17 protein-coding genes and 1 tRNA gene are annotated in these 19518 nt (G+C 72.3%); 13 read left to right on the top strand and 5 right to left on the bottom strand.

Features of this window, described 5'->3' with window-relative positions:
• Positions 1-23: 23 nt before the first annotated feature.
• On the bottom strand, positions 24-2441 hold the full coding sequence (locus ACN6LD_RS23400) for an SCO7613 C-terminal domain-containing membrane protein (RefSeq protein ID WP_445044171.1): 2418 nt from the start codon (positions 2439-2441) through the stop codon (positions 24-26).
• A 65-nt stretch (positions 2442-2506) separates the two neighbouring features.
• On the opposite strand from ACN6LD_RS23400, the gene ACN6LD_RS23395 reads away from it, so the two are divergent.
• Entirely contained in the window at positions 2507-2953 is a 447-nt protein-coding gene (locus ACN6LD_RS23395; RefSeq protein WP_445044170.1) for an SRPBCC family protein, read from the top strand.
• A gap of 39 nt (positions 2954-2992) precedes the next feature.
• A tRNA-Val gene (locus ACN6LD_RS23390) sits at positions 2993-3064 on the top strand.
• Between the two features lie 91 nt (positions 3065-3155).
• Here ACN6LD_RS23390 and ACN6LD_RS23385 read toward each other — a convergent pair.
• A complete protein-coding gene (locus ACN6LD_RS23385) occupies positions 3156-3881 on the bottom strand; it encodes a 3'-5' exonuclease (protein ID WP_057580376.1) in 726 nt (241 codons plus the stop codon).
• A gap of 168 nt (positions 3882-4049) precedes the next feature.
• Between ACN6LD_RS23385 and ACN6LD_RS23380 the strand changes: the two genes are divergently transcribed.
• From ACN6LD_RS23380 to thrS, 3 genes are all read left to right on the top strand, one after another.
• Positions 4050-4616 (top strand): DUF4365 domain-containing protein, encoded by a 567-nt coding sequence (locus ACN6LD_RS23380; RefSeq protein WP_107444963.1) that lies wholly within the window; start codon positions 4050-4052, stop codon positions 4614-4616.
• Positions 4613-5827 carry a serine/threonine-protein kinase gene (locus ACN6LD_RS23375; RefSeq protein ID WP_319186780.1) on the top strand — a complete coding sequence of 405 codons (1215 nt, stop codon included), beginning with the start codon at positions 4613-4615 and terminating at the stop codon, positions 5825-5827. Before ACN6LD_RS23380 ends, ACN6LD_RS23375 begins: the two co-directional genes overlap by 4 nt.
• Positions 5828-5944: 117 nt before the next feature.
• Entirely contained in the window at positions 5945-7921 is a 1977-nt protein-coding gene (gene thrS, locus ACN6LD_RS23370) for a threonine--tRNA ligase (protein WP_319186781.1), read from the top strand.
• A gap of 28 nt (positions 7922-7949) precedes the next feature.
• Here thrS and ACN6LD_RS23365 read toward each other — a convergent pair whose 3' ends face one another.
• Positions 7950-8642 carry a potassium channel family protein gene (locus ACN6LD_RS23365; protein ID WP_445044169.1) on the bottom strand — a complete coding sequence of 231 codons (693 nt, stop codon included), beginning with the start codon at positions 8640-8642 and terminating at the stop codon, positions 7950-7952.
• Positions 8643-8709: 67 nt separating this feature from the next.
• Here ACN6LD_RS23365 and ACN6LD_RS23360 point away from each other — a divergent pair, with 67 nt between their 5' ends.
• Positions 8710-9270: an HIT family protein gene (locus tag ACN6LD_RS23360; protein ID WP_445044168.1), complete on the top strand. Its 561-nt coding sequence runs from the start codon at positions 8710-8712 to the stop codon at positions 9268-9270.
• Positions 9271-9444: 174 nt separating this feature from the next.
• Here the strand turns inward: ACN6LD_RS23360 and ACN6LD_RS23355 are convergent, their stop codons facing one another.
• Positions 9445-11106 carry a hypothetical protein gene (locus tag ACN6LD_RS23355; RefSeq protein ID WP_445044167.1) on the bottom strand — a complete coding sequence of 554 codons (1662 nt, stop codon included), beginning with the start codon at positions 11104-11106 and terminating at the stop codon, positions 9445-9447.
• Positions 11107-11303: 197 nt separating this feature from the next.
• Positions 11304-13499: an elongation factor G-like protein EF-G2 gene (locus ACN6LD_RS23350; protein ID WP_319186784.1), complete on the bottom strand. Its 2196-nt coding sequence runs from the start codon at positions 13497-13499 to the stop codon at positions 11304-11306.
• 224 nt (positions 13500-13723) lie between these two features.
• Here ACN6LD_RS23350 and pgsA point away from each other — a divergent pair, with 224 nt between their 5' ends.
• From pgsA to ACN6LD_RS23315, 7 genes are all read left to right on the top strand, one after another.
• Entirely contained in the window at positions 13724-14509 is a 786-nt protein-coding gene (pgsA, locus tag ACN6LD_RS23345) for a phosphatidylinositol phosphate synthase (protein WP_319186821.1), read from the top strand.
• Positions 14506-15438 carry a phosphatidylinositol mannoside acyltransferase gene (locus ACN6LD_RS23340; protein ID WP_319186785.1) on the top strand — a complete coding sequence of 311 codons (933 nt, stop codon included), beginning with the start codon at positions 14506-14508 and terminating at the stop codon, positions 15436-15438. The genes pgsA and ACN6LD_RS23340 overlap by 4 nt, the downstream gene beginning before the upstream one ends.
• On the top strand, positions 15435-16604 hold the full coding sequence (locus tag ACN6LD_RS23335) for a glycosyltransferase family 4 protein (RefSeq protein ID WP_319186786.1): 1170 nt from the start codon (positions 15435-15437) through the stop codon (positions 16602-16604). The genes ACN6LD_RS23340 and ACN6LD_RS23335 overlap by 4 nt, the downstream gene beginning before the upstream one ends.
• Positions 16605-16646: 42 nt before the next feature.
• The gene (locus tag ACN6LD_RS23330; protein WP_319186787.1) at positions 16647-17189 is read left to right on the top strand and encodes a LemA family protein; all 543 of its coding nucleotides are present in this window, start codon (positions 16647-16649) and stop codon (positions 17187-17189) included.
• Between the two features lie 170 nt (positions 17190-17359).
• On the top strand, positions 17360-18271 hold the full coding sequence (pdxS, locus tag ACN6LD_RS23325; protein WP_057580365.1) for a pyridoxal 5'-phosphate synthase lyase subunit PdxS: 912 nt from the start codon (positions 17360-17362) through the stop codon (positions 18269-18271).
• A 6-nt stretch (positions 18272-18277) separates the two neighbouring features.
• A complete protein-coding gene (gene pdxT, locus ACN6LD_RS23320) occupies positions 18278-18889 on the top strand; it encodes a pyridoxal 5'-phosphate synthase glutaminase subunit PdxT (protein WP_319186788.1) in 612 nt (203 codons plus the stop codon).
• Positions 18890-18963: 74 nt separating this feature from the next.
• Positions 18964-19518, top strand: a 555-nt coding sequence (locus ACN6LD_RS23315; RefSeq protein WP_445044166.1) for a YebC/PmpR family DNA-binding transcriptional regulator, incomplete at its 3' end; no start/stop codon positions are given.

The raw sequence follows: 19518 nt of genomic DNA, 5'->3' as shown, positions 1-19518 counted from the left end.
CGGGACGACTCTCGCCACCGGGCCTAGCGCATACGGTCCAGCACCTCCCGCACCCGCCGGACGTCCCGCAGCCGCTGCTCGTACGTCGCACCGAGGGCGAGCAGCAGCAGTCCGGCGAGGGCGGGAGGCACCCAGCGGGGCAGCGCGTCGCTCACCTGGGCGAGATACGGGGCGAGTTGGTGCAGGGCGTCCAGGGTGAGCACCGAGCCGCCCAGCACCAGCGGCGCCCGGAGCCGGCGTCGGGCGCCTGACAGGGTGAGCGCCAGCGCTGCCGCGCCCAGCAGCAGGGGGCGGGGCCACGCCGGGTCGTACCAGGTGGCGGCGAGGCTGGGCAGCAGGGTGGCGGCGAGCCCGGGGCCGTACGCCGTCCAGGACGACGTCTGCGGGTCCTTGCGCCGGCGCAGGACGCCCACGAGGAGCGCCAGGACCGTCACCGGCAAGGTGTACGCCTCCGGCGTGTCCACCCGCCAGCCGGCCAGCCGCACCCACGACGCCAGGACGAAGAGCACCGCGGCCGCATGAGCGGCGAAGCGGCGGTCCGGACGGACGGCCGTGCCCGCGGCGATCACCGCGCACAGCGACAGCACCAGGGCGAGCAGGGGCGGGTCGAACACCGCGAGGCCGATGGCGACGAGGCCCGCGAGGGCGCCCGTCGCCTCGACCGCGAGTGTGGTGGCCGCGTCGTCGGTCCGGGCCGCGACCAGGGCCGCGGCGGCCGGGACCAGAAGCACCACAAGCGCGATGTGCTCCGGCCGCCAGTCGGCGGCGGCGCCCGCCGCGCAGGCCAGGGCCGTGGCGTAGCCGAGGGCGGCGGCCGCGGTCGCCGGCGTCGAGCGTCCACGCCACGCGGCTGCCGCGCACACCACGGTGAGCGAGCCGAGCACGGTGAGCGTGGCGGGCTCGGCGGCCAGCGAGAGGAGGACGAGACCGAGCGACGAGCCCAGGGCGAGCCCGGTGGCCGTCCGCGACGCCGGCGCCAGCAGGGCCACGGTCAGCAGTCCCTGTGCCGACAGGCCGACGGCGTACGGGAGTTGGAGGGCGGCCGGGGTGACGAGCACGGCGGCCCACGTCAGCGTCAGCGCGGCGGTCAGGGCCTGAGGCCGCCACTCGTCACCGCGGACCGCGGTCGCCGTGACCGCGGCGACCGCGAGGAGGACGAGGGGGACCGTGACGGCGTGCGGCGGCCAGAAGGCGTCCGTCGCCGCAGCGGCCCGGGCGTCGGCGGGAACGCCGGACCACACGTGCCCCAGCCATGCCGTCGGCCCCAGCAACGCCACGCCGACGGCCGGCGCCGACCACAGCACCGCGCCGGCCTGCACGACACCGCAGGCCCAGGCGAAGCCCCGGCGCACCGCCTCCGGGCCCCGGGAGCCGGCCAACAGCGCGACACCGCAGGCCAGATACGCCGGCACCGCCCAGTCGACCGGCAGCGACACCCGCAGGACGCCGCCCACGCCGACGACCGCGCACAGGGCGCCGGCCGTCGCCGTGCCCGTCGCGAGGCCGGTACCCGGGGCGAACCGGGTCACCCCCAGCGCGATCGCCGCCGCCAGGGCGAGGAGCGCGGCTGCCCGTGCCGCGGCGCCCGGGCCGGCCGCGTCCACCGAGAGCACGCCTGCCGTCAGCGCGCCCCAGCCACCCGTCCCGGCCGCGCACACCACGGCGACGAGACGCACGGCCCGCCCGGACGCCCGCAGCGCGACCGCCGCGTCGAAGGCGGCCGTCAGCAGCACCGCGACCGTGATCGTGTGCGGCCCGCCCTCGGCGCTCACTGCCCACAGCGGCAGCACGAGCTGAGCCGCCGTCAGAGCAGCCGGGCCGGGCAGTCGCAGCGCGGCCGAGTCCGGCAACGCGGCGAGGGCCGTGCCGTACGCCGCCCACACCGCCGCGAGCACGGTGAAGGTGAGCGCCGCGTACGTCGTCCCGTCCGCCGCCGGGAACGCGGCCTCGTGCAGGGCGTACGCGTCCAGCGACGTCAGCGCCAGACCCAGGCCCGCGACCGCCTCGGCGGTCGAACGCAGCCGTCGCCGCAGCAGCGGCACGGGCGCTCCCAGGACCGCCAGGGTGACCGCGCCCAGCACCGCGGAACGGCCGACGATCCCGAGATGACCCCAGCTGACCAGGGTGAACACCATCGCCGCGACGGTGAGCAGGATGCCGCCGAGCAGCAGGAGGACGTTCTGCACGCCCGGGGCGGTGGCCTCGGGCCGGGCGGCCGGACCCCGAGGCGCCGACGGGCCCGGCAGGACCGGGGCGGTCGGCTGGACCGGGCCCGCCGCCGCGTGCTGCAGGGCGGCGACCAGCCAGGCGCGGCGGGCCAGCAACTGAGCCCGGCGGGCGTCCAGTTGCCAGAGCTCCGCGTCGAGCGACCGCAGCTCCTCGGCCGGGGGCGGAATATGCGTCATGCCTGCGAGTGTGGCTCGCGTCACGTGCGCGGACATGAGCCCACGTACTCAGGGCGTACTCATATACGGGCGGCGGCCCCTCGGGCGGGCACACTCGGCCCATGGACTGGACCCATTACCGCTTCCGCAGCCTGTGGCCGCTGGACGCGCCGCCCACGCGCGTGTACGAGGCGCTGGAGCGAGCCGAGGACTACCCGCGCTGGTGGCCCCAGGTGCGCGAGGTGAACCGGATCGACGACACGACCGGTCTCGTCCGCATCCGCTCCCTCCTTCCGTACGACATGACCTTCACGGCGCGTGAGGTGCGGCGAGATCCCGCGGCCGGGATCCTGGAGACCGCGCTGTCGGGCGACATCGACGGCTGGGCGCGCTGGACGGTCACGGCCGACGGCTCCGGCAGCCTCGCCCGCTACGACCAGGCCGTCGAGGTGAACAAGCCACTGCTGAGACGGCTCGCCGTGCCGGGGCGGCCGGTGTTCCGCCTGAACCACCGGCTGATGATGCGGGCCGGGCGGCGCGGCCTGACCGCGTACCTGGAAGCGGTTTGAAGGAAGCGTGCGGGGACCTGTATTGTTCGGTGCGTTCCCGGGCGATTAGCTCAGTGGGAGAGCGCTTCGTTCACACCGAAGAGGTCACTGGTTCGAACCCAGTATCGCCCACCGGGAAAGGCCGGTCCGCGTCGAGCGGACCGGCTTTTTCGTGCCCGGACACAGGCCGGACGAGTCGCCGCACGCGTACCGTGGCAGGCCGCTAGGCCGCTGCCGGCATCTCGGGCCGCAGGGGCCACGACGTGTCCACCGTCTCCGGCGAGCCGCTGCGCGCGAACCACGCCTGGAGCCCCCGCGCCTGAGCGGCGTGCCAGGACGTCTGCAGGGCGTGCAGCTCGGCCGGGGACAGGCGCTCCAGACGTGCGGCGAAACGGCGCCCCACCGCGCGGACGACCTCCAGGGCGGCCAGCGCGTCGGCCGCCGCGTCGTGCGCCTCCGCCAGAGTCACGTCGTAGTGCGCGCACAGGTCGGTGAGCGTGCGACGCCCCTTGCGGTAGCGGTCCAGCTGCTTGTCCAGGACCCGCGGGTCCAGCACCCGCAGCGGCGTCGCGTCCAGCCAGTGGCCCAGCGACGACGCCCGGTGCCTGCGCAGCTCCCGGTCGAGCAGCGTCAGGTCGAACGGCGCGTTCATCACCACCAACGGGCGTCCCGCGGCCGCCTGTTCGGTGAGCAGCTGGGCTATCTCGAACATCACCGGCGCCGGCCAGCGGCCGTTGCGCTGCAGATGGTCGTCCGTCAGTCCGTGCACCTCGGTCGCCCCCGCGGGCACCGGCACGCCCGGGTTCACCAGCCATCGGCTGACCCGCGGCCGCGCCGCCGGCGCGTCCTGGACGACGAGGGCGGCCGACACGATCCGGTCGGTCTCCACGTCGACACCCGTCGTCTCCGTGTCAAAAGCGGCCAGAGGGCCCTCGTACCAGTACGTCATACCAATCCAACCCCTCGTTCACCCACGGCAGCTGACGCACCGTCTTCTGCCAGTTTGGTGATACCCGGGCTGTTTGCGCCGTACGCCGGAAGGACACAACACGAGTACGGGTCTTTGCAGTTCAGCGACCCGTCACGGGGAACGGCTCTGCGGGGAAGGCTGTTGGTCATGGCGATAGCGCAGCCCGAGCGGAGCGGGCTGCTGCCCGAGCGCGCGGGCGTACAACGCGGCACGCTCGCCACCACCGCCTGCATGGAGACACTGCAGGTGGGCTATCTGCACGCCGTCGCGGCCGCCGCGGGATGCTCGCTCTCCCAGCCCTTCCCCGACAACGGCATCGACTGGCACGTCAGCCACAGCGCTCCCGGGCACACCGTCGACGACGAGGTCACCATCAAGGTGCAGCTGAAGGCCACCTACCAGGTGCGGCCCGATCCGCCCGGCCACTCCTTCTCCTTCACCCTCGACAACGACCACCTGCGCAAGCTCGCCCGCACCCCCGTGACCGTGCACAAGATCCTGGTCGTGATGATCGTTCCCCGGGTGCGGGACCAGTGGCTGCGGGCCGGCCACGACCGCCTCGACCTGCGGCACTGCTGCTACTGGGTCAATCTCGCCGGCCACCCGATCACCGGCCGGACCCGCACCACCGTGCGGATACCGACCGCACGCATCTTCGACGACCGGGCGCTGTGCGAGATCATGACGCGAGCCGGGACGGGAGGCAGACCGTGACCCACCGCCCCCTGGACGAGCGCCTGCGGCCGGTGCGGCCGCACCCCGAGACCCTCTGGGACCGCCACCCCGAGACCGCGGAGGTCGACCCGGCGGTGCTCGGCGCCCTGCTGCGCAGGCACGGCTGGCAGCGGCGCGGCGGAGCCGCGGGACGCTACGGCCGCTGGACCCCGCCCGGCCCCGGCGGCGCGGGGACGAGCCTGCTCGTGCCGGAGAGCCGGGCCTTCCCCGACAGCGACGACCTGCTGGGCGAGGCGCTCCTGGCGCTCGCCCGCAGCGGCACGCCCTCCGCCCGCGAGGTGCTCCTCGGGCTCGCCGTGCCCAGCGACGAGATCCGCTGGTGGCGGGACGCACCGGCCGGGCCCGCCGGGTCCGCGTCCTGGGCCGTCGAGGAACAGCTGCGCGGCGCGGCCCGCCAGATGCTGCTGGCCGGCGCCCTCGCCACGCGCGCGCGTGCCGGCTACTACGGGGCCCGGCACCGGCGCGCGGCCCTCGCGACCCTGGAGGGCGTCCTCGTGGGCTCCGCGGACGGCGGCCGTCGTCTGACGGCCTTCGCACCGGTCGCAGCCGCCCGCCCGCTCGCCGTCCGGCTGCACCAGGCCCTGTACGCCGTGCGCGAGGCCATCGACTACCAGCGGGCGGCCGGCGCCATGGACGCCTTCGACGGCGCCGTGGAGGCGGGGGCCAGCCGCGAGCTGACCGAGGCGCTGATCGCCCTCGTACGCGGGACCCAGGGAGCTCGGATCGCCGTCGAATGGGCGCCCGCGGCCGGGGTCCCCGAAGACTGCGCCCCCGGCGGCGAGCCGGTCGAGTTCTCGCCCGGCGACCTGCCCGTGCTGCGCGAGGCTGGGGCCCGCTTTCTGCGCGAGGAACCCTCCGTGCCGGTGCGGATCACCGGCACGGTGGTCCGCATGCGCAGGTCGGGGCCGCGCGGCGAGGGCAGCGTACGGCTGCGGGTGCTGGCCGGCGCCGAGATCCCGCACGTCCGGCTGACCCTCGACGAGGAGGACTACCGCATCGCCGGACAGGCCCACCTGGTGGGGTTGCCGGTGCGGGTGCGCGGCCGGCTGGAGAGCCGGGGCGGGTTCCGCAGGGTCACCGGCGCGTGCGGGGTCGTCCCCGTCCAGGTGGACGAGGAGGAGCGGGACCGGCTGCTGAAGTCCCTCCAGGAGAACGTCGACTTCTTCGAGGAGGCCTGCGGAGGCGAGTAGTGCCCGGCCGGGACGGCGGGGGCTGATTTCGCGGTCGGCGGGTGCGGGTCGGTACGATCCCCTATTGCGCGCGCCCACGGTACGGCGCCCGCATCCGCCAGCAGTCAGGAGAGACCGGTGTCAGACGTCCGTGTGATCATCCAACGCGATTCCGAGCGGGAAGAGCGCACGGTGACGACGGGCACCACGGCCGCCGACCTCTTCGCCGGCGAGCGCTCGATCGTCGCCGCGCGCGTGGCCGGCGAGCTCAGGGACCTGGCGTACGTGCTGCAGGACGGCGAAGAGGTCGAGGGCGTCGAGATCTCCTCCGAGGACGGTCTGAACATCCTGCGCCACTCCACCGCGCACGTGATGGCCCAGGCCGTGCAGGAGCTCTTCCCGGAGGCCAAGCTGGGCATCGGCCCGCCGGTCAAGGACGGCTTCTACTACGACTTCGACGTCGAGAAGCCGTTCACGCCCGAGGACCTCAAGGCCGTCGAGAAGAAGATGCAGGAGATCCAGAAGCGGGGTCAGCGTTTCTCCCGCCGCGTGGTCACCGACGAAGCGGCCCGCGAGGAGCTCGCCGACGAGCCGTACAAGCTGGAGCTGATCGGCCTCAAGGGCTCGGCCTCCTCCGACGACGGCGCGGACGTCGAGGTCGGCGCCGGCGAGCTGACGATCTACGACAACCTCGACGCGAAGACCGGCGACCTGTGCTGGAAGGATCTCTGCCGCGGTCCCCACCTGCCCACCACCCGCAACATCCCGGCGTTCAAGCTGATGCGCAACGCGGCCGCCTACTGGCGCGGCAGCGAGAAGAACCCCATGCTCCAGCGCATCTACGGCACCGCGTGGCCGACCAGGGACGAGCTGAAGGCGCACCTCGACTTCCTCGCCGAGGCCGAGAAGCGCGACCACCGCAAGCTGGGCTCCGAGCTCGACCTGTTCTCCATCCCGGAGCAGATCGGCTCCGGCCTGGCGGTCTTCCACCCCAAGGGCGGCGTCGTCCGCCGGGTCATGGAGGACTACTCGCGCCGCCGTCACGAGGAGGAGGGCTACGAGTTCGTCTACACCCCGCACGCGACGAAGGGGAAGCTCTTCGAGCAGTCCGGGCACCTGGACTGGTACGCCGACGGCATGTACCCGCCCATGCAGCTCGACGAGGGCGTGGACTACTACCTCAAGCCCATGAACTGCCCGATGCACAACCTGATCTTCGACGCGCGCGGCCGCTCCTACCGTGAACTTCCGCTGCGCCTCTTCGAGTTCGGAACCGTGTACCGGTACGAGAAGTCGGGCGTCGTGCACGGCCTGACCCGCGCGCGCGGCTTCACCCAGGACGACGCGCACATCTACTGCACCCGCGAGCAGATGGCGGAGGAGCTCGACAAGACGCTCACCTTCGTCCTCGGCCTGCTGCGCGACTACGGTCTGACCGACTTCTACCTGGAGCTGTCGACCAAGGACCCGGAGAAGTTCGTCGGCTCGGACGACGTCTGGGAGGAGGCGACCGAGACGCTCCGCCAGGTCGCCGAGAAGCAGGGCCTGCCCCTGGTCCCGGACCCGGGCGGCGCCGCCTTCTACGGCCCCAAGATCTCCGTCCAGACGAAGGACGCCATCGGCCGCACCTGGCAGATGTCGACCATCCAGCTCGACTTCAACCTGCCGGAGCGCTTCGCGCTCGAGTACACCTCGCCCGACGGCTCCAAGCAGCGACCGGTCATGATCCACCGGGCCCTGTTCGGGTCGATCGAGCGGTTCTTCGCGGTGCTCCTGGAGCACTACGCGGGCGCGTTCCCGGCGTGGCTGGCCCCGGTGCAGGCGATCGGCATCCCGATCGGCGACACGCATGTCGACTACCTGGAGAAGTTCGCCGCGGCGGCCAGGAAGCAGGGGCTGCGGGTCGACGTCGACTCCTCCTCCGACCGGATGCAGAAGAAGATCCGCAACGCCCAGAAGCAGAAGGTGCCCTTCATGGTCATCGCGGGCGACGAGGACATGGCGGGCGGTTCGGTGTCCTTCCGCTACCGCGACGGCTCCCAGGAGAACGGCATCCCGTTCGACGAGGCCATCGCGAAGATCGCGAAGGTCGTCGAGGAGCGTACGCAGGTCTGATGTCGTGGTGCGCGGGCCCCCGGGGAGTTCACCCCGGGGGCCCTTCGCCGTTCCGGGGGCCGGGCGGGCTCTGGCCGCCGGCCCTGTCGTCCTCCCGGGAGAACACCTGGATCAGCCAGGACGAGAACGACCCGGTGACCGCGCCCAGCAGGGCCAGCCCGCACGCCATCATCCCGACCGCGATCAGCCGTCCCCAGGAGGTGACGGGGGTGACGTCGCCGTAGCCGACGGTGGTGAGCGTCTCGCAGGTCCACCAGAGCGCGTCGCCGAAGGTCTTCATGCTCGCGCCGGGCGCTCCGCGTTCCTGGCTGTACACGGCGAGCGCGCCGGCGAAGCCGAGCAGTCCCGTCGACAGCCCGGCGTAGGTGATCACGCGTGCGTGCAGCGAGAACCGGGGCTGCCCGTGCCGGCGCTGCACGGCCTCGTAGAGCTTGACGATCCGCAGCGGCCGCAGGAGGGGGAGCAGGACGACCAGTCCGTCCAGCCAGTGGGAGCGGACGAAGCGCAGGCGCTCTCCGCTGAGTCTCCAGCGCACCCCGTAGTCCGCGGCGAACATCGCCCACGCCGTCAGCATCACCGCGAAGCAGAGGTCCCGCCAGCCGTCCGCGACGGCCTGGGCGAGGACGTGGACGGCGTACCCGCCGAGAAAGGCCAGCGAGGCCAGTGCGAGGGGCGCCTCGGTGCGCTGTTCCCAGCGGGAGAGGCGGCTGTCGTCGTCCATCGGCCCAGCTTGGCTCGCACCGCTCGCCCGCGAACCCCGGCGACACGCCGCGAACGGGCGAAGCCATATGCTGCCTTGCATGACGAGTGAGCCCGAGCAGCAGATCGGAGTGGGGACGCAGGACGCGTTCCAGCGCCTGTGGACTCCCCACCGGATGGCCTACATCCAGGGCGAGAACAAGCCGACCGGCCCCGGTGCCGGCGACGGCTGTCCGTTCTGCGCCATCCCGGCGAAGTCCGACGAGGACGGGCTGGTCGTCCGGCGCGGTGAGCACGTGTACGCGGTGCTGAACCTGTACCCGTACAACGGCGGCCACCTGATGACCGTGCCCTACCGTCATGTGGCCGACTACACCGATCTGACCGGTCCGGAGACCGCCGAGCTGGGCGAGCTGACCAAGCAGGCGATGACGGCCCTGCGCCTCGCGTCCGGCGCGCAGGGCTTCAACATCGGCATGAACCAGGGCGCCGTCGCGGGCGCCGGGATCGCCGCCCACCTGCACCAGCACATCGTGCCCCGCTGGGGCGGCGACACGAACTTCATGCCGGTGGTGGGCCACACGCGCGTGCTGCCGCAGCTCTTGGCGGACACGAGGAAGATGCTGGCAGAGGCCTGGCCGACGGTTTGACATGAGTGATGCGGCGGGCTGATCGGGGATGTGGACACCCCGTGCCCGCTGTCAGCCCGTCCGGCGTTCGGGGACGAGGCCCGTCCAGGGCTGACAGCGGGGTCCGGGGGCTGTGCCCCCGGGGGGACGGCGCGCCCGGGTCGCCCGCGCGAGTCCGGCCGACCGCCGGCGGTCTTACGCGTCGTAGGTGTCCGCCTTCCTCGGCGCCACGTCCTGGACGGCGCCGCTGAGGATCGACGACCGCGAGGTGAACTTGTCGATGTTCACGTCGTGCTCCTTGAGCACCTTGAGCGCGGCCGAGTGCACCACGCGCAGCACCGGGGTGGCCGCCCGCAGGGCGTCGTCGGCCATGAAGCGATGACGCCAGGGCTGGTCCGCCCAGGCGTGCCGCAGTCCGAAGGGCTCGGGCAGGCCTATCGAGCCGCCGAGCCACTTCAGCAGCGGCGGATACCAGCTGATCGTGGCGCGTGCGGCCACCCGGACCACCTCGTCGGCGGTGACCAGCGGCAGCTTGACCGTCCGGGTCTCCCAGAACCGGACGCTCTTGGCGACCTCCTTGACCGGGGCCTCGGGCTTGGTGGTGAACAGACCGTTCACCGGGCCCAGGGCGTGCCCGGTGACCTCGATGCGCAGCGTCTCGTGCAGCACCGTCACCGTGATCAGCATCGTGATGATCAACTGGCCGTCCCACAGCGGCCACTGGACGCCCAGGTAGTGCCGGTCGCCGCCGCCGAACTGCTGGTTGTTGCAGATGTCCTCTATGGCCCGCGGCTTGACCTGGTACGCCTCGACGTCGGTGCCCTCCGGCCGCGAGACCGCCTTGGCGTTCTCGCCGACCGGGGTGACGATCCAGTGCCGGACCGTGGGCGCCGGGAAACCGCCGGTCTTCAGGCTCTGGCGGTTGAGCACGGAAAGCTGGTCGTGGATGGCGCGTACGACGGTCCAGCTGCGGAACTCGTGGACGCCCTTGTTCGGGTCGCTCGGCACCAGTTCCTCGGCGAGGTGCCAGGCCCCCCAGCGTGTGCCCATGCCGAGTATGCCCTTGGGGCCCGCGTAGAAGACCGAGTTGGACTGCTGCTCCGCGCTGAGCCGGGCCAGGGACTGGCGCAGCTGCTCCGCCGCCGTCTGGTTCGGGCTGGTCGGCACGGCCTCGGGGACCTTGGCGCCGACGCTTCCGCCGGACAGCAGGCTGTCCCAGCGTTGCCGAAGGTCGACCGCGGTGCCCTCGCAGATCCGCTTGGCCAGGAACCAGCCGACCACGGGCGCCACGACGCACCCTCGCGCGTACCACCCCACGACGCCGGCGAACGGCATCTTGACCAGGAACAGCACGGCGAGCGCGCCCATGGCGACGAGCAGGCCGGTGCCGAGGCCGGAGACCCGCTTGTCGTCCAGCTTCCCCATGCTCGCCCGCAGTTGGAAGACGAGCAGCCACACCAGCAGGCCGGGCAGGAACAGCAGGCCGCACAGCACCATGACGCCGGTCAGCTTCTGGTCGCGTTCCCGGCGGATGCGGTTGGCGGCGAGGCAGTGCTCGACGACCACCTGCGGCTCGCTGCCGAAGGACTGGATGAGCGGCTTGCGGCCGACGCCCAGCATGCGGTCGATCACCGCCTGCGAGAACGCCTCGCCGAGGTTGGGCCGGAAGATCCGGGCCCAGCTGCGGCCGCCGTTGACCGCCGTCTCGTGCCACTCGTTGTCGGCCTTCTTGATGTCCTCGACCGGGTTGTCCCGGTAGGCCGCCGACGCCAGGCCGAACGTCGGTGTCTGCCCTCCGTCGCCCTGTTGCGGCACCTGCGGTCCGAAGATGTCCGCGTAACCGCTGCCAACGGTCATTCCCGCCCCCGATCGCCGCTGCTCTCGCTTCTGCGGCTTTCCCGACTTCCGTGCTCCGCACACCTGTTGATCAGGTCATCAGCGTATCGGCAGGCGCCGACATCCGTCGGCGGACGGCCGAAGCCGCCCGCCGAACCGGAAGAAAGCCCTCCGCGTGGTGCCGCACCGGCCACTTGGGACCGGTGCGCCACCAACCGTCAGCCTGCCTCCGCCTGTTGGCGCACCTTCTCGGCGACCTGGGGCGGCATCGGCTCGTGCCGGGCGTACGCGCGCTGGAAACGGGCCGTGCCGTGCGAGAGGGAGCGCAGATCCACCGCGTACCGGCCGATCTCGATCTCCGGCACCTCGGCCCGCACGAGCGTGCGGCTTCCGCTGGTCTGCTCGGTGCCCAGCACGCGTCCGCGCCGCCCCGACAGATCGCTCATCACGGTGCCCACGTACTCGTCGCCCACCAGCACGGACACCTCGGCCACCGGCTCCAGCAGATGGATCCTCGCGTCGGCCGCCGCCTCCCGGAGCGCCAGCGCGCCGGCTGTCTGGAACGCGGCGTCGGAGGAGTCCACCGAATGCGCCTTGCCGTCCAGCAGCGTGATCCGCACGTCCACCAGCGGATGCCCGGCCGCCACCCCCTTGGCCGCCTGCGCCCGGACGCCCTTCTCGACGGACGGGATGAACTGCCGGGGCACCGCACCGCCGACGACCCGGTCCACGAACTCGATGCCCGAGCCGCCCGGCAGCGGCTCCACCTCGATCTCGCAGACGGCGTACTGGCCGTGCCCGCCGGACTGTTTCACATGCCGCCCGCGTCCGGCGGACTTCGCGGCGAACGTCTCCCTGAGGGAGACCCGGTGCGGGACGACGTCGACCTGGACGCCGTAGCGGGAGCGCAGCCGCTCCAGCGCGACGTCCGAGTGCGCCTCGCCCAGGCACCACAGCACCACCTGGTGGGTGTGCTGGTTGTGCTCCAGGCGCATCGTGGGGTCCTCGGCGACCAGTCGGCCGAGGCCCTGCGACAGCTTGTCCTCATCGGCCTTGCTGTGGGCCTGGATGGCCAGCGGGAGCAGCGGGTCCGGCATCTGCCAGGGCTCCATGAGGAGCGGGTCGTCCTTCGCCGAGAGGGTGTCGCCGGTTTCCGCGCGGCCGAGTTTCGCCACGCACGCGAGGTCGCCCGCGATGCAGTGGGTCAGGGTCCGCTGCTGTTTGCCGAACGGCGCGGACAGGGCGCCGATCCGCTCGTCGACGTCGTGGTCCTCGTGACCGCGGTCGGCGAGGCCGTGACCGGAGACGTGGACGGTCTCGTCGGGGTGCAGGGTCCCGGAGAACACGCGGACCAGCGAGACCCGGCCGACGTAGGGGTCGGAGGAGGTCTTCACGACCTCGGCGACCAGCGGACCGTCCGGATCGCACGGCTTCAGCTCCCGTGGCCGGCCGTCGACCGTCGTCACGCGCGGCGCCTCGCGCTCCAGAGGCGTCGGGAACCCCCTGGTGACCAGTTCCAGGAGTTCGACGGTGCCGAGGCCCTGCCGGGCGCCGTCGGCGGCGGGGGCGGCCGCCAGGACGGGGAAGAAGGCGCCGCGCGCGACGGCCCGCTCCAGGTCGTCGATCAGCGTCTTGACGTCGATCTGCTCGCCGCCGAGATACCGGTCCATGAGGGTCTCGTCCTCGCTCTCGGCGATGATCCCCTCGATCAGCCGGTTGCGGGCCTCCTCGATGACCGGCAACCGCTCCTCGTCCGGCTCGGACTCCCTGCGCTCGCCGGAGGAGTAGTCGAACAGCGTCCGGGACAGCAGACCGGTCAGCCCCGTCACCGGCGCGTGCCCGTCGGGTCCCTCGGGACCGCGCAGCGGCAGGTACAGCGGCAGGACCGCGTCCGGGTCGTCCGCGCCGAAGGCCTCCGCGCAGATCCGCGTCATCTCCTCGAAGTCCGCGCGGGCGGCCTCCAGGTGCGTGACGACGATCGCCCGGGGCATGCCGACGGCCGCGCACTCCTCCCAGACCATGCGGGTCGACCCGTCCACGCCGTCCGCCGCCGATACGACGAAGAGGGCCGCGTCCGCGGCGCGCAGACCGGCCCTGAGCTCCCCGACGAAGTCGGCGTATCCGGGAGTGTCGAGGAGGTTGACCTTGATGCCGTCGAACGTGACGGGCACCAGCGACAGCTGCACCGAGCGCTGCTGCCGGTGCTCGATCTCGTCGTAGTCGGATACGGTGCCGCCGTCCTCCACACGGCCCGCCCGGTTCACCGCTCCCGCGCTCAGCGCGAGAGCTTCCACCAACGTCGTCTTGCCCGATCCGCAGTGGCCGACCAGCACCACATTCCGTACGGACGCGGGTTGGTCGGCCGCCGTAGCCCTGCCGGCGGCTCCGGGGTGTGCATTCGCCTTGTCGCCCATTTTCCTTGCCTCCCGTGCACGGTGAGGTCACTGGGGGCGCGGGCACCACGGCCCCGCGTGCGATGGCGGCTCCGGCGACGCCCGCGGTCCTTCGAGCTTTCCACTCCCGTCACGGCGCGTCCATACGACGGACGCGACCCGGCCGTTCCCCGGACGCCCTGCGGCCGTGACACGGGGGCGGGGGCCGGGAGCCCGACCGTCGCACGCACACGCGCGTGACTACGATGGGCCAGCCGACGGCCAGCAGGGGCCGCACGGCCACACCGACCCTCGGGAAGGCCATGCTGAACAAGTACGCGCGTGCATTCTTCACGCGTGTCCTCACACCGTTCGCCGCGTTTCTCATCCGCCGGGGCGTGAGCCCCGACACGGTCACGCTCCTCGGCACCGCCGGCGTGATCGCGGGCGCGCTGGTCTTCTACCCCCGGGGCGAGTTCTTCTGGGGCACGATCGTGATCACGCTCTTCGTGTTCTCCGACCTCGTCGACGGCAACATGGCCCGCCAGCTCGGCCGCAGCAGCCGCTGGGGGGCCTTCCTGGACTCCACGCTCGACCGGGTCGCCGACGGCGCGATCTTCGGCGGCTTCGCGCTCTGGTACGCGGGCCACGGCGCCGACAACGCCCTGTGCGCCGTCTCGATCTTCTGTCTGGCCAGCGGTCAGGTGGTGTCGTACACGAAGGCCCGCGGCGAGTCGATCGGCCTGCCGGTCGCCGTCAACGGACTGGTGGAACGTGCCGAGCGCCTGGTGATCTCGCTGGTCGCGGCGGGACTCGCGGGTCTGCACGCGTTCGGCGTGCCCGGCATCCAGGTGCTGCTGCCGATCGCGCTGTGGATCGTCGCCGTCGGCAGTCTCGTCACGCTGATCCAGCGCGTCGTCACCGTCCGCCGGGAATCCGCCGAGGCGGAGCAGGCGGCCGCAGCCGGCGCCGCAGCCGGCGCCACGGACGTCGCGGAGCGGGCGGACGAGGCACAGGGCAGCGAGGCCCGGGGGAGCGAGGCCGCGAAGTGAGCGCCCGGGAGCGTCTGACGGACGCGCTGTACGGCCTGGGCTGGAGCGCCGTCAAGAAGCTCCCCGAGCCCGTCGCCGTACGCCTCGGCCACACCGTCGCCGACCTCGCGTGGAAGCGGCGCGGGAAGGGCGTGCTGCGGCTGGAGAGCAACTACGCGCGCGTGGTCCCGGACGCGGGCCCGGAGCGCCTGGCCGAGCTCTCACGCGCGGGAATGCGCTCCTACCTGCGGTACTGGATGGAGTCCTTCCGGCTGCCGGCCTGGAGCGCCGAGCGCGTCGCCGAGGGCTTCGACCCCAAGGACCTGCACCATCTGACGGACGGCATCGCCTCGGACCGGGGCGTCATCCTCGCGCTGCCGCACATGGGCAACTGGGACCTGGCCGGCGCCTGGGTCACCACGAAGCTGCGCACGCCGTTCACCACCGTCGCCGAACGCCTCAAGCCCGAGACGCTGTACGACCGGTTCGTCGCCTACCGCGAGGGGCTCGGCATGGAGGTGCTGCCGCACACCGGCGGCTCCGCCTTCGGCACCCTGGCCCGGCGGCTGCGCGACGGCGGACTGGTCTGCCTGGTCGCCGAGCGCGACCTGTCCGCCTCCGGCGTCGAGGTCGACTTCTTCGGGGCCGCCGCCCGGATGCCCGCCGGACCCGCCCTGCTCGCCCAGCAGACCGGCGCGCTGCTGCTGCCCGTCACGCTCTGGTACGACGACTCGCCCGTCATGCAGGGAAGGGTGCATCCGCCGATCGAGGTGCCCGGGACAGGCACCCGGGCCGACAAGACGTCTGTCATGACACAGGCGCTGGCAGACGCCTTCGCCACCGGCATCGCCGACCACCCGGAGGACTGGCACATGCTGCAGAGACTGTGGCTCGCGGACCTGGAACCCCGCCCGTCGCGACCCGGCCCCCCGGACGGGGCGCCCGCGTGAGAATCGGCATCGTCTGCCCGTACTCCTGGGACGTCCCGGGCGGCGTGCAGTTCCACATCCGCGACCTCGCCGAGTACTTCATCCGGCTCGGCCACGAGGTGTCCGTCCTCGCCCCGGCCGACGACGACACCCCGCTGCCGCCGTACGTCGTCTCGGCCGGCCGTGCGGTCCCCGTGCCGTACAACGGCTCCGTCGCCCGCCTCAACTTCGGCTTCCTGTCCGCCGCGCGCGTGCGACGCTGGCTGCACGACGGCGCGTTCGACGTCGTCCACATCCACGAACCGACCTCTCCCTCGCTCGGCCTGCTGACCTGCTGGGCGGCCTCGGGGCCGATCGTGGCGACCTTCCACACGTCCAACCCGCGCTCGCGGGCCATGATCGCCGCGTACTCCATCCTCCAGGCCGCCCTGGAGAAGATCAGCGCGCGGATCGCCGTCAGCGAGTACGCCCGGCGGACGCTGGTCGAGCACCTCGGCGGCGACGCGGTCGTCATCCCGAACGGCGTCGACGTCGACTTCTTCGCCAAGGCCGAGCCCAACCCCGAGTGGCAGGGCGGCACCCTCGGCTTCGTCGGACGCATCGACGAGCCGCGCAAGGGCCTGCCCGTGCTGATGCGGGCCCTGCCGAAGATCTTCGCCGAACGCCCGGACGCACGGCTGCTGGTCGCCGGCCGCGGCGACGAGAAGGAGGCGGTGGAGAGCCTGCCGCAGGAGCTGCACGCGCGCGTGGAGTTCCTCGGCATGGTCAGCGACGAGGACAAGGCGCGCTTCCTGCGCAGCGTCGACCTCTACATCGCGCCCAACACGGGCGGCGAGAGCTTCGGCATCATCCTCGTCGAGGCCATGTCTGCGGGAGCTCCCGTGCTCGCCTCCGACCTGGACGCCTTCGCCCAGGTCCTCGACCAGGGAGCGGCGGGCGAGCTGTTCGCGAACGAGGACGCGGACGCGCTGGCCGCCGCGGCGGTGCGGCTCCTCGGCGACCCGGAACGCAGAGGACAGCTCAGCGAGCGGGGCAGTGCGCATGTGCGGCGCTTCGACTGGTCGACCGTCGGCGCGGACATCCTGTCCGTCTACGAGACGGTGACGGCGGGAGCCGCGGCGGTCGCCGCCGACGACGAACGGGGATCGACGGGCCTGCGGGCCCGGCTCGGCCTGGCACGGGACTGACCCGCCGCACCGCCGAGGGGGTCACGGGTAGCCTTGCCGCCCGTGACCGCAACCCTGATCTGGATCCTGGCCGTCCTCGTCGCGATCGGCCTCTACCTGAGCTGGACGGCGGGACGGCTCGACCGGCTGCACGCCCGCATCGACGCAGCCCGCGCCGCGCTCGACGCGCAGCTGCTGCGCCGTGCGTCGGTGGCCCAGGAACTGGCCACCTCCAAGGTTCTCGACCCCGCCGCCTCGATCGTCCTGTACGAGGCCGCGCACGCCGCCCGGCAGGCCGAGGAGGAGCAGCGCGAGGTCGCCGAGAGCGAGCTCAGCCAGGCCCTTCGGGCCGTCTTCGCGGACGTCCAGCAGCTCGAGGTCGTGCGTGAGGCGCCCGGCGGGGAGGAGGCGGCCCGCGAGCTCACGGAGGCCGTCCGCCGGGTCCCGATGGCCCGGCGCTTCCACAACGACGCGGTGGGCGCCGTCCGCCGACTGCGCGAGCACCGCAAGGTCCGCTGGTTCCGCCTGGCCGGGCACGCACCCTTCCCGATGGCCTTCGAGATGGACGACGAACCCCCGTCCGCCCTGGCCGACCGGGCCGCCTGACCGGGGACCGGTCGAGCCTTCCCGGGCGTCGCGCCGGTGCGTGGCGGAGGGCTTCGGCGCTCCCGCCCGGGAAAAGGATCCACCGGATGTCCATTGGCCCTTGCTGTGGACTGGTCCATTCGCGTTTCCTCAGTGCCGAAGAATCCTCTTTTCGACTAGTGAGGTCACCCGTGTCCAGCACGATCTCCGAAAACCAGACCCCCGAGACCGGCACCGCGCGCGTGAAGCGCGGCATGGCCGAGCAGCTCAAGGGCGGCGTGATCATGGACGTCGTCACGCCGGAGCAGGCGAAGATCGCCGAGGACGCGGGCGCCGTCGCCGTCATGGCGCTGGAGCGGGTTCCGGCCGACATCCGCAAGGACGGCGGCGTCGCCCGGATGTCCGACCCCGACATGATCGAGGGCATCATCGAGGCCGTGTCCATCCCGGTCATGGCCAAGTCCCGGATCGGCCACTTCGTCGAGGCCCAGGTCCTGCAGTCGCTCGGCGTCGACTACATCGACGAGTCCGAGGTCCTCACCCCGGCCGACGAGGTCAACCACAGCGACAAGTTCGCGTTCACGACCCCGTTCGTCTGCGGCGCCACCAACCTGGGCGAGGCCCTGCGCCGCATCGCCGAGGGCGCCGCGATGATCCGCTCCAAGGGCGAGGCCGGCACCGGCAACGTCGTCGAGGCCGTGCGTCACCTGCGCCAGATCAAGAACGAGATCGCCCGTCTGCGCGGCTACGACAACAACGAGCTGTACGCCGCCGCCAAGGACCTGCGCGCCCCCTACGAGCTGGTCAAGGAGGTCGCCGAGCTCGGCAAGCTCCCGGTCGTGCTGTTCTCCGCGGGCGGCGTCGCCACTCCGGCCGACGCCGCGCTGATGCGCCAGCTCGGCGCCGAGGGCGTCTTCGTCGGCTCCGGCATCTTCAAGTCCGGCGACCCGGCCAAGCGTGCCGCCGCCATCGTGAAGGCCACCACCTTCTACGACGACCCGAAGATCATCGCGGACGCGTCCCGCAACCTGGGCGAGGCCATGGTCGGCATCAACTGCGACACCCTCCCCGAGGCCGAGCGCTACGCCAACCGCGGCTGGTAACACCTCATGAGCGACACAGCCCCTGTCATAGGCGTCCTGGCCCTCCAGGGCGACGTTCGGGAGCACCTCGTCGCCCTGGCCGCGGCCGACGCCGTGGCCAGGCCGGTGCGGCGGCCCGAGGAACTCGCCGAGGTCGACGGCCTCGTCATCCCGGGCGGCGAGTCCACGACCATCTCCAAGCTGGCCGTCCTGTTCGGCGTGATGGAGCCCCTCCGCGCGCGCGTGCGGTCCGGCATGCCCGTCTACGGCACCTGCGCGGGCATGATCATGCTCGCCGACAAGATCCTCGACCCGCGCTCGGGCCAGGAGACCGTCGGCGGCATCGACATGATCGTGCGCCGCAACGCCTTCGGACGCCAGAACGAGTCCTTCGAGGCCACGGTGGACGTCGTGGGCGTGGCCGGCCCTCCCGTGGAGGGGGTCTTCATCCGCGCTCCCTGGGTCGAGTCCGTGGGCGCCCGCGCCGAGGTGCTCGCCGAGCACGGCGGTCACATCGTCGCGGTCCGCCAGGGCGACGCGCTCGCCACCTCGTTCCACCCGGAACTGACCGGCGACCACCGTGTGCACGCCCTGTTCGTCGACATGGTGCGCGCGAACCGGGCGGCGGCGTCCTTGTAGGATCTGGGGGTCCCCTCAGGCTCCGCAGGCCCGGGGAGTTCGTCCAGGTTGGGTTACGCGAAGGAGACAGGCAGATGTCCGGCCACTCTAAATGGGCTACGACGAAGCACAAGAAGGCCGTGATCGACGCCAAGCGCGGCAAGCTCTTCGCGAAGATGATCAAGAACATCGAGGTCGCGGCCCGAACCGGTGGCGCGGACGTGTCCGGCAACCCGACGCTGTTCGACGCCATCCAGAAGGCCAAGAAGAGCTCGGTCCCGAACAAGAACATCGACTCGGCGGTGAAGCGCGGCGCCGGTCTCGAGGCCGGCGGCGCCGACTACGAGACGATCATGTACGAGGGCTACGGACCGAACGGCGTCGCGGTCCTCATCGAGTGCCTCACCGACAACCGCAACCGCGCCGCCTCCGACGTCCGCGTCGCCATGACCCGCAACGGCGGCTCCATGGCCGACCCGGGCTCGGTGTCGTACCTCTTCAACCGCAAGGGCGTCGTCATCGTCCCCAAGGGCGAGCTGGCCGAGGACGACGTTCTCGGCGCCGTGCTCGACGCGGGCGCCGAAGAGGTCAACGACCTCGGTGAGACCTTCGAGGTCCTCTCCGAGGCCACCGACCTGGTCGGGGGGGGG

This window comes from Streptomyces sp. SAS_272 (assembly GCF_052543235.1).
Note: the sequence above shows the minus strand (reverse complement) of the source record. Positions and strands in the feature narration are given on the sequence as shown.

Bases quoted from the DNA above. Each gene is read 5' to 3' on its own strand.
- ACN6LD_RS23360 (WP_445044168.1), top strand. From the start codon at position 8,710: ATGCTGCCTTGCATGACGAGTGAGCCCGAGCAGCAGATCGGAGTGGGG.
- pgsA (WP_319186821.1), top strand. From the start codon at position 13,724: ATGGGCCAGCCGACGGCCAGCAGGGGCCGCACGGCCACACCGACCCTC.
- ACN6LD_RS23395 (WP_445044170.1), top strand. From the start codon at position 2,507: ATGGACTGGACCCATTACCGCTTCCGCAGCCTGTGGCCGCTGGACGCG.
- ACN6LD_RS23380 (WP_107444963.1), top strand. From the start codon at position 4,050: ATGGCGATAGCGCAGCCCGAGCGGAGCGGGCTGCTGCCCGAGCGCGCG.
- ACN6LD_RS23400 (WP_445044171.1), bottom strand. From the start codon at position 2,441: ATGTCCGCGCACGTGACGCGAGCCACACTCGCAGGCATGACGCATATT.
- ACN6LD_RS23350 (WP_319186784.1), bottom strand. From the start codon at position 13,499: ATGGGCGACAAGGCGAATGCACACCCCGGAGCCGCCGGCAGGGCTACG.
- ACN6LD_RS23385 (WP_057580376.1), bottom strand. From the start codon at position 3,881: ATGACGTACTGGTACGAGGGCCCTCTGGCCGCTTTTGACACGGAGACG.
- ACN6LD_RS23365 (WP_445044169.1), bottom strand. From the start codon at position 8,642: ATGGACGACGACAGCCGCCTCTCCCGCTGGGAACAGCGCACCGAGGCG.
- pdxT (WP_319186788.1), top strand. From the start codon at position 18,278: ATGAGCGACACAGCCCCTGTCATAGGCGTCCTGGCCCTCCAGGGCGAC.
- ACN6LD_RS23355 (WP_445044167.1), bottom strand. From the start codon at position 11,106: ATGACCGTTGGCAGCGGTTACGCGGACATCTTCGGACCGCAGGTGCCG.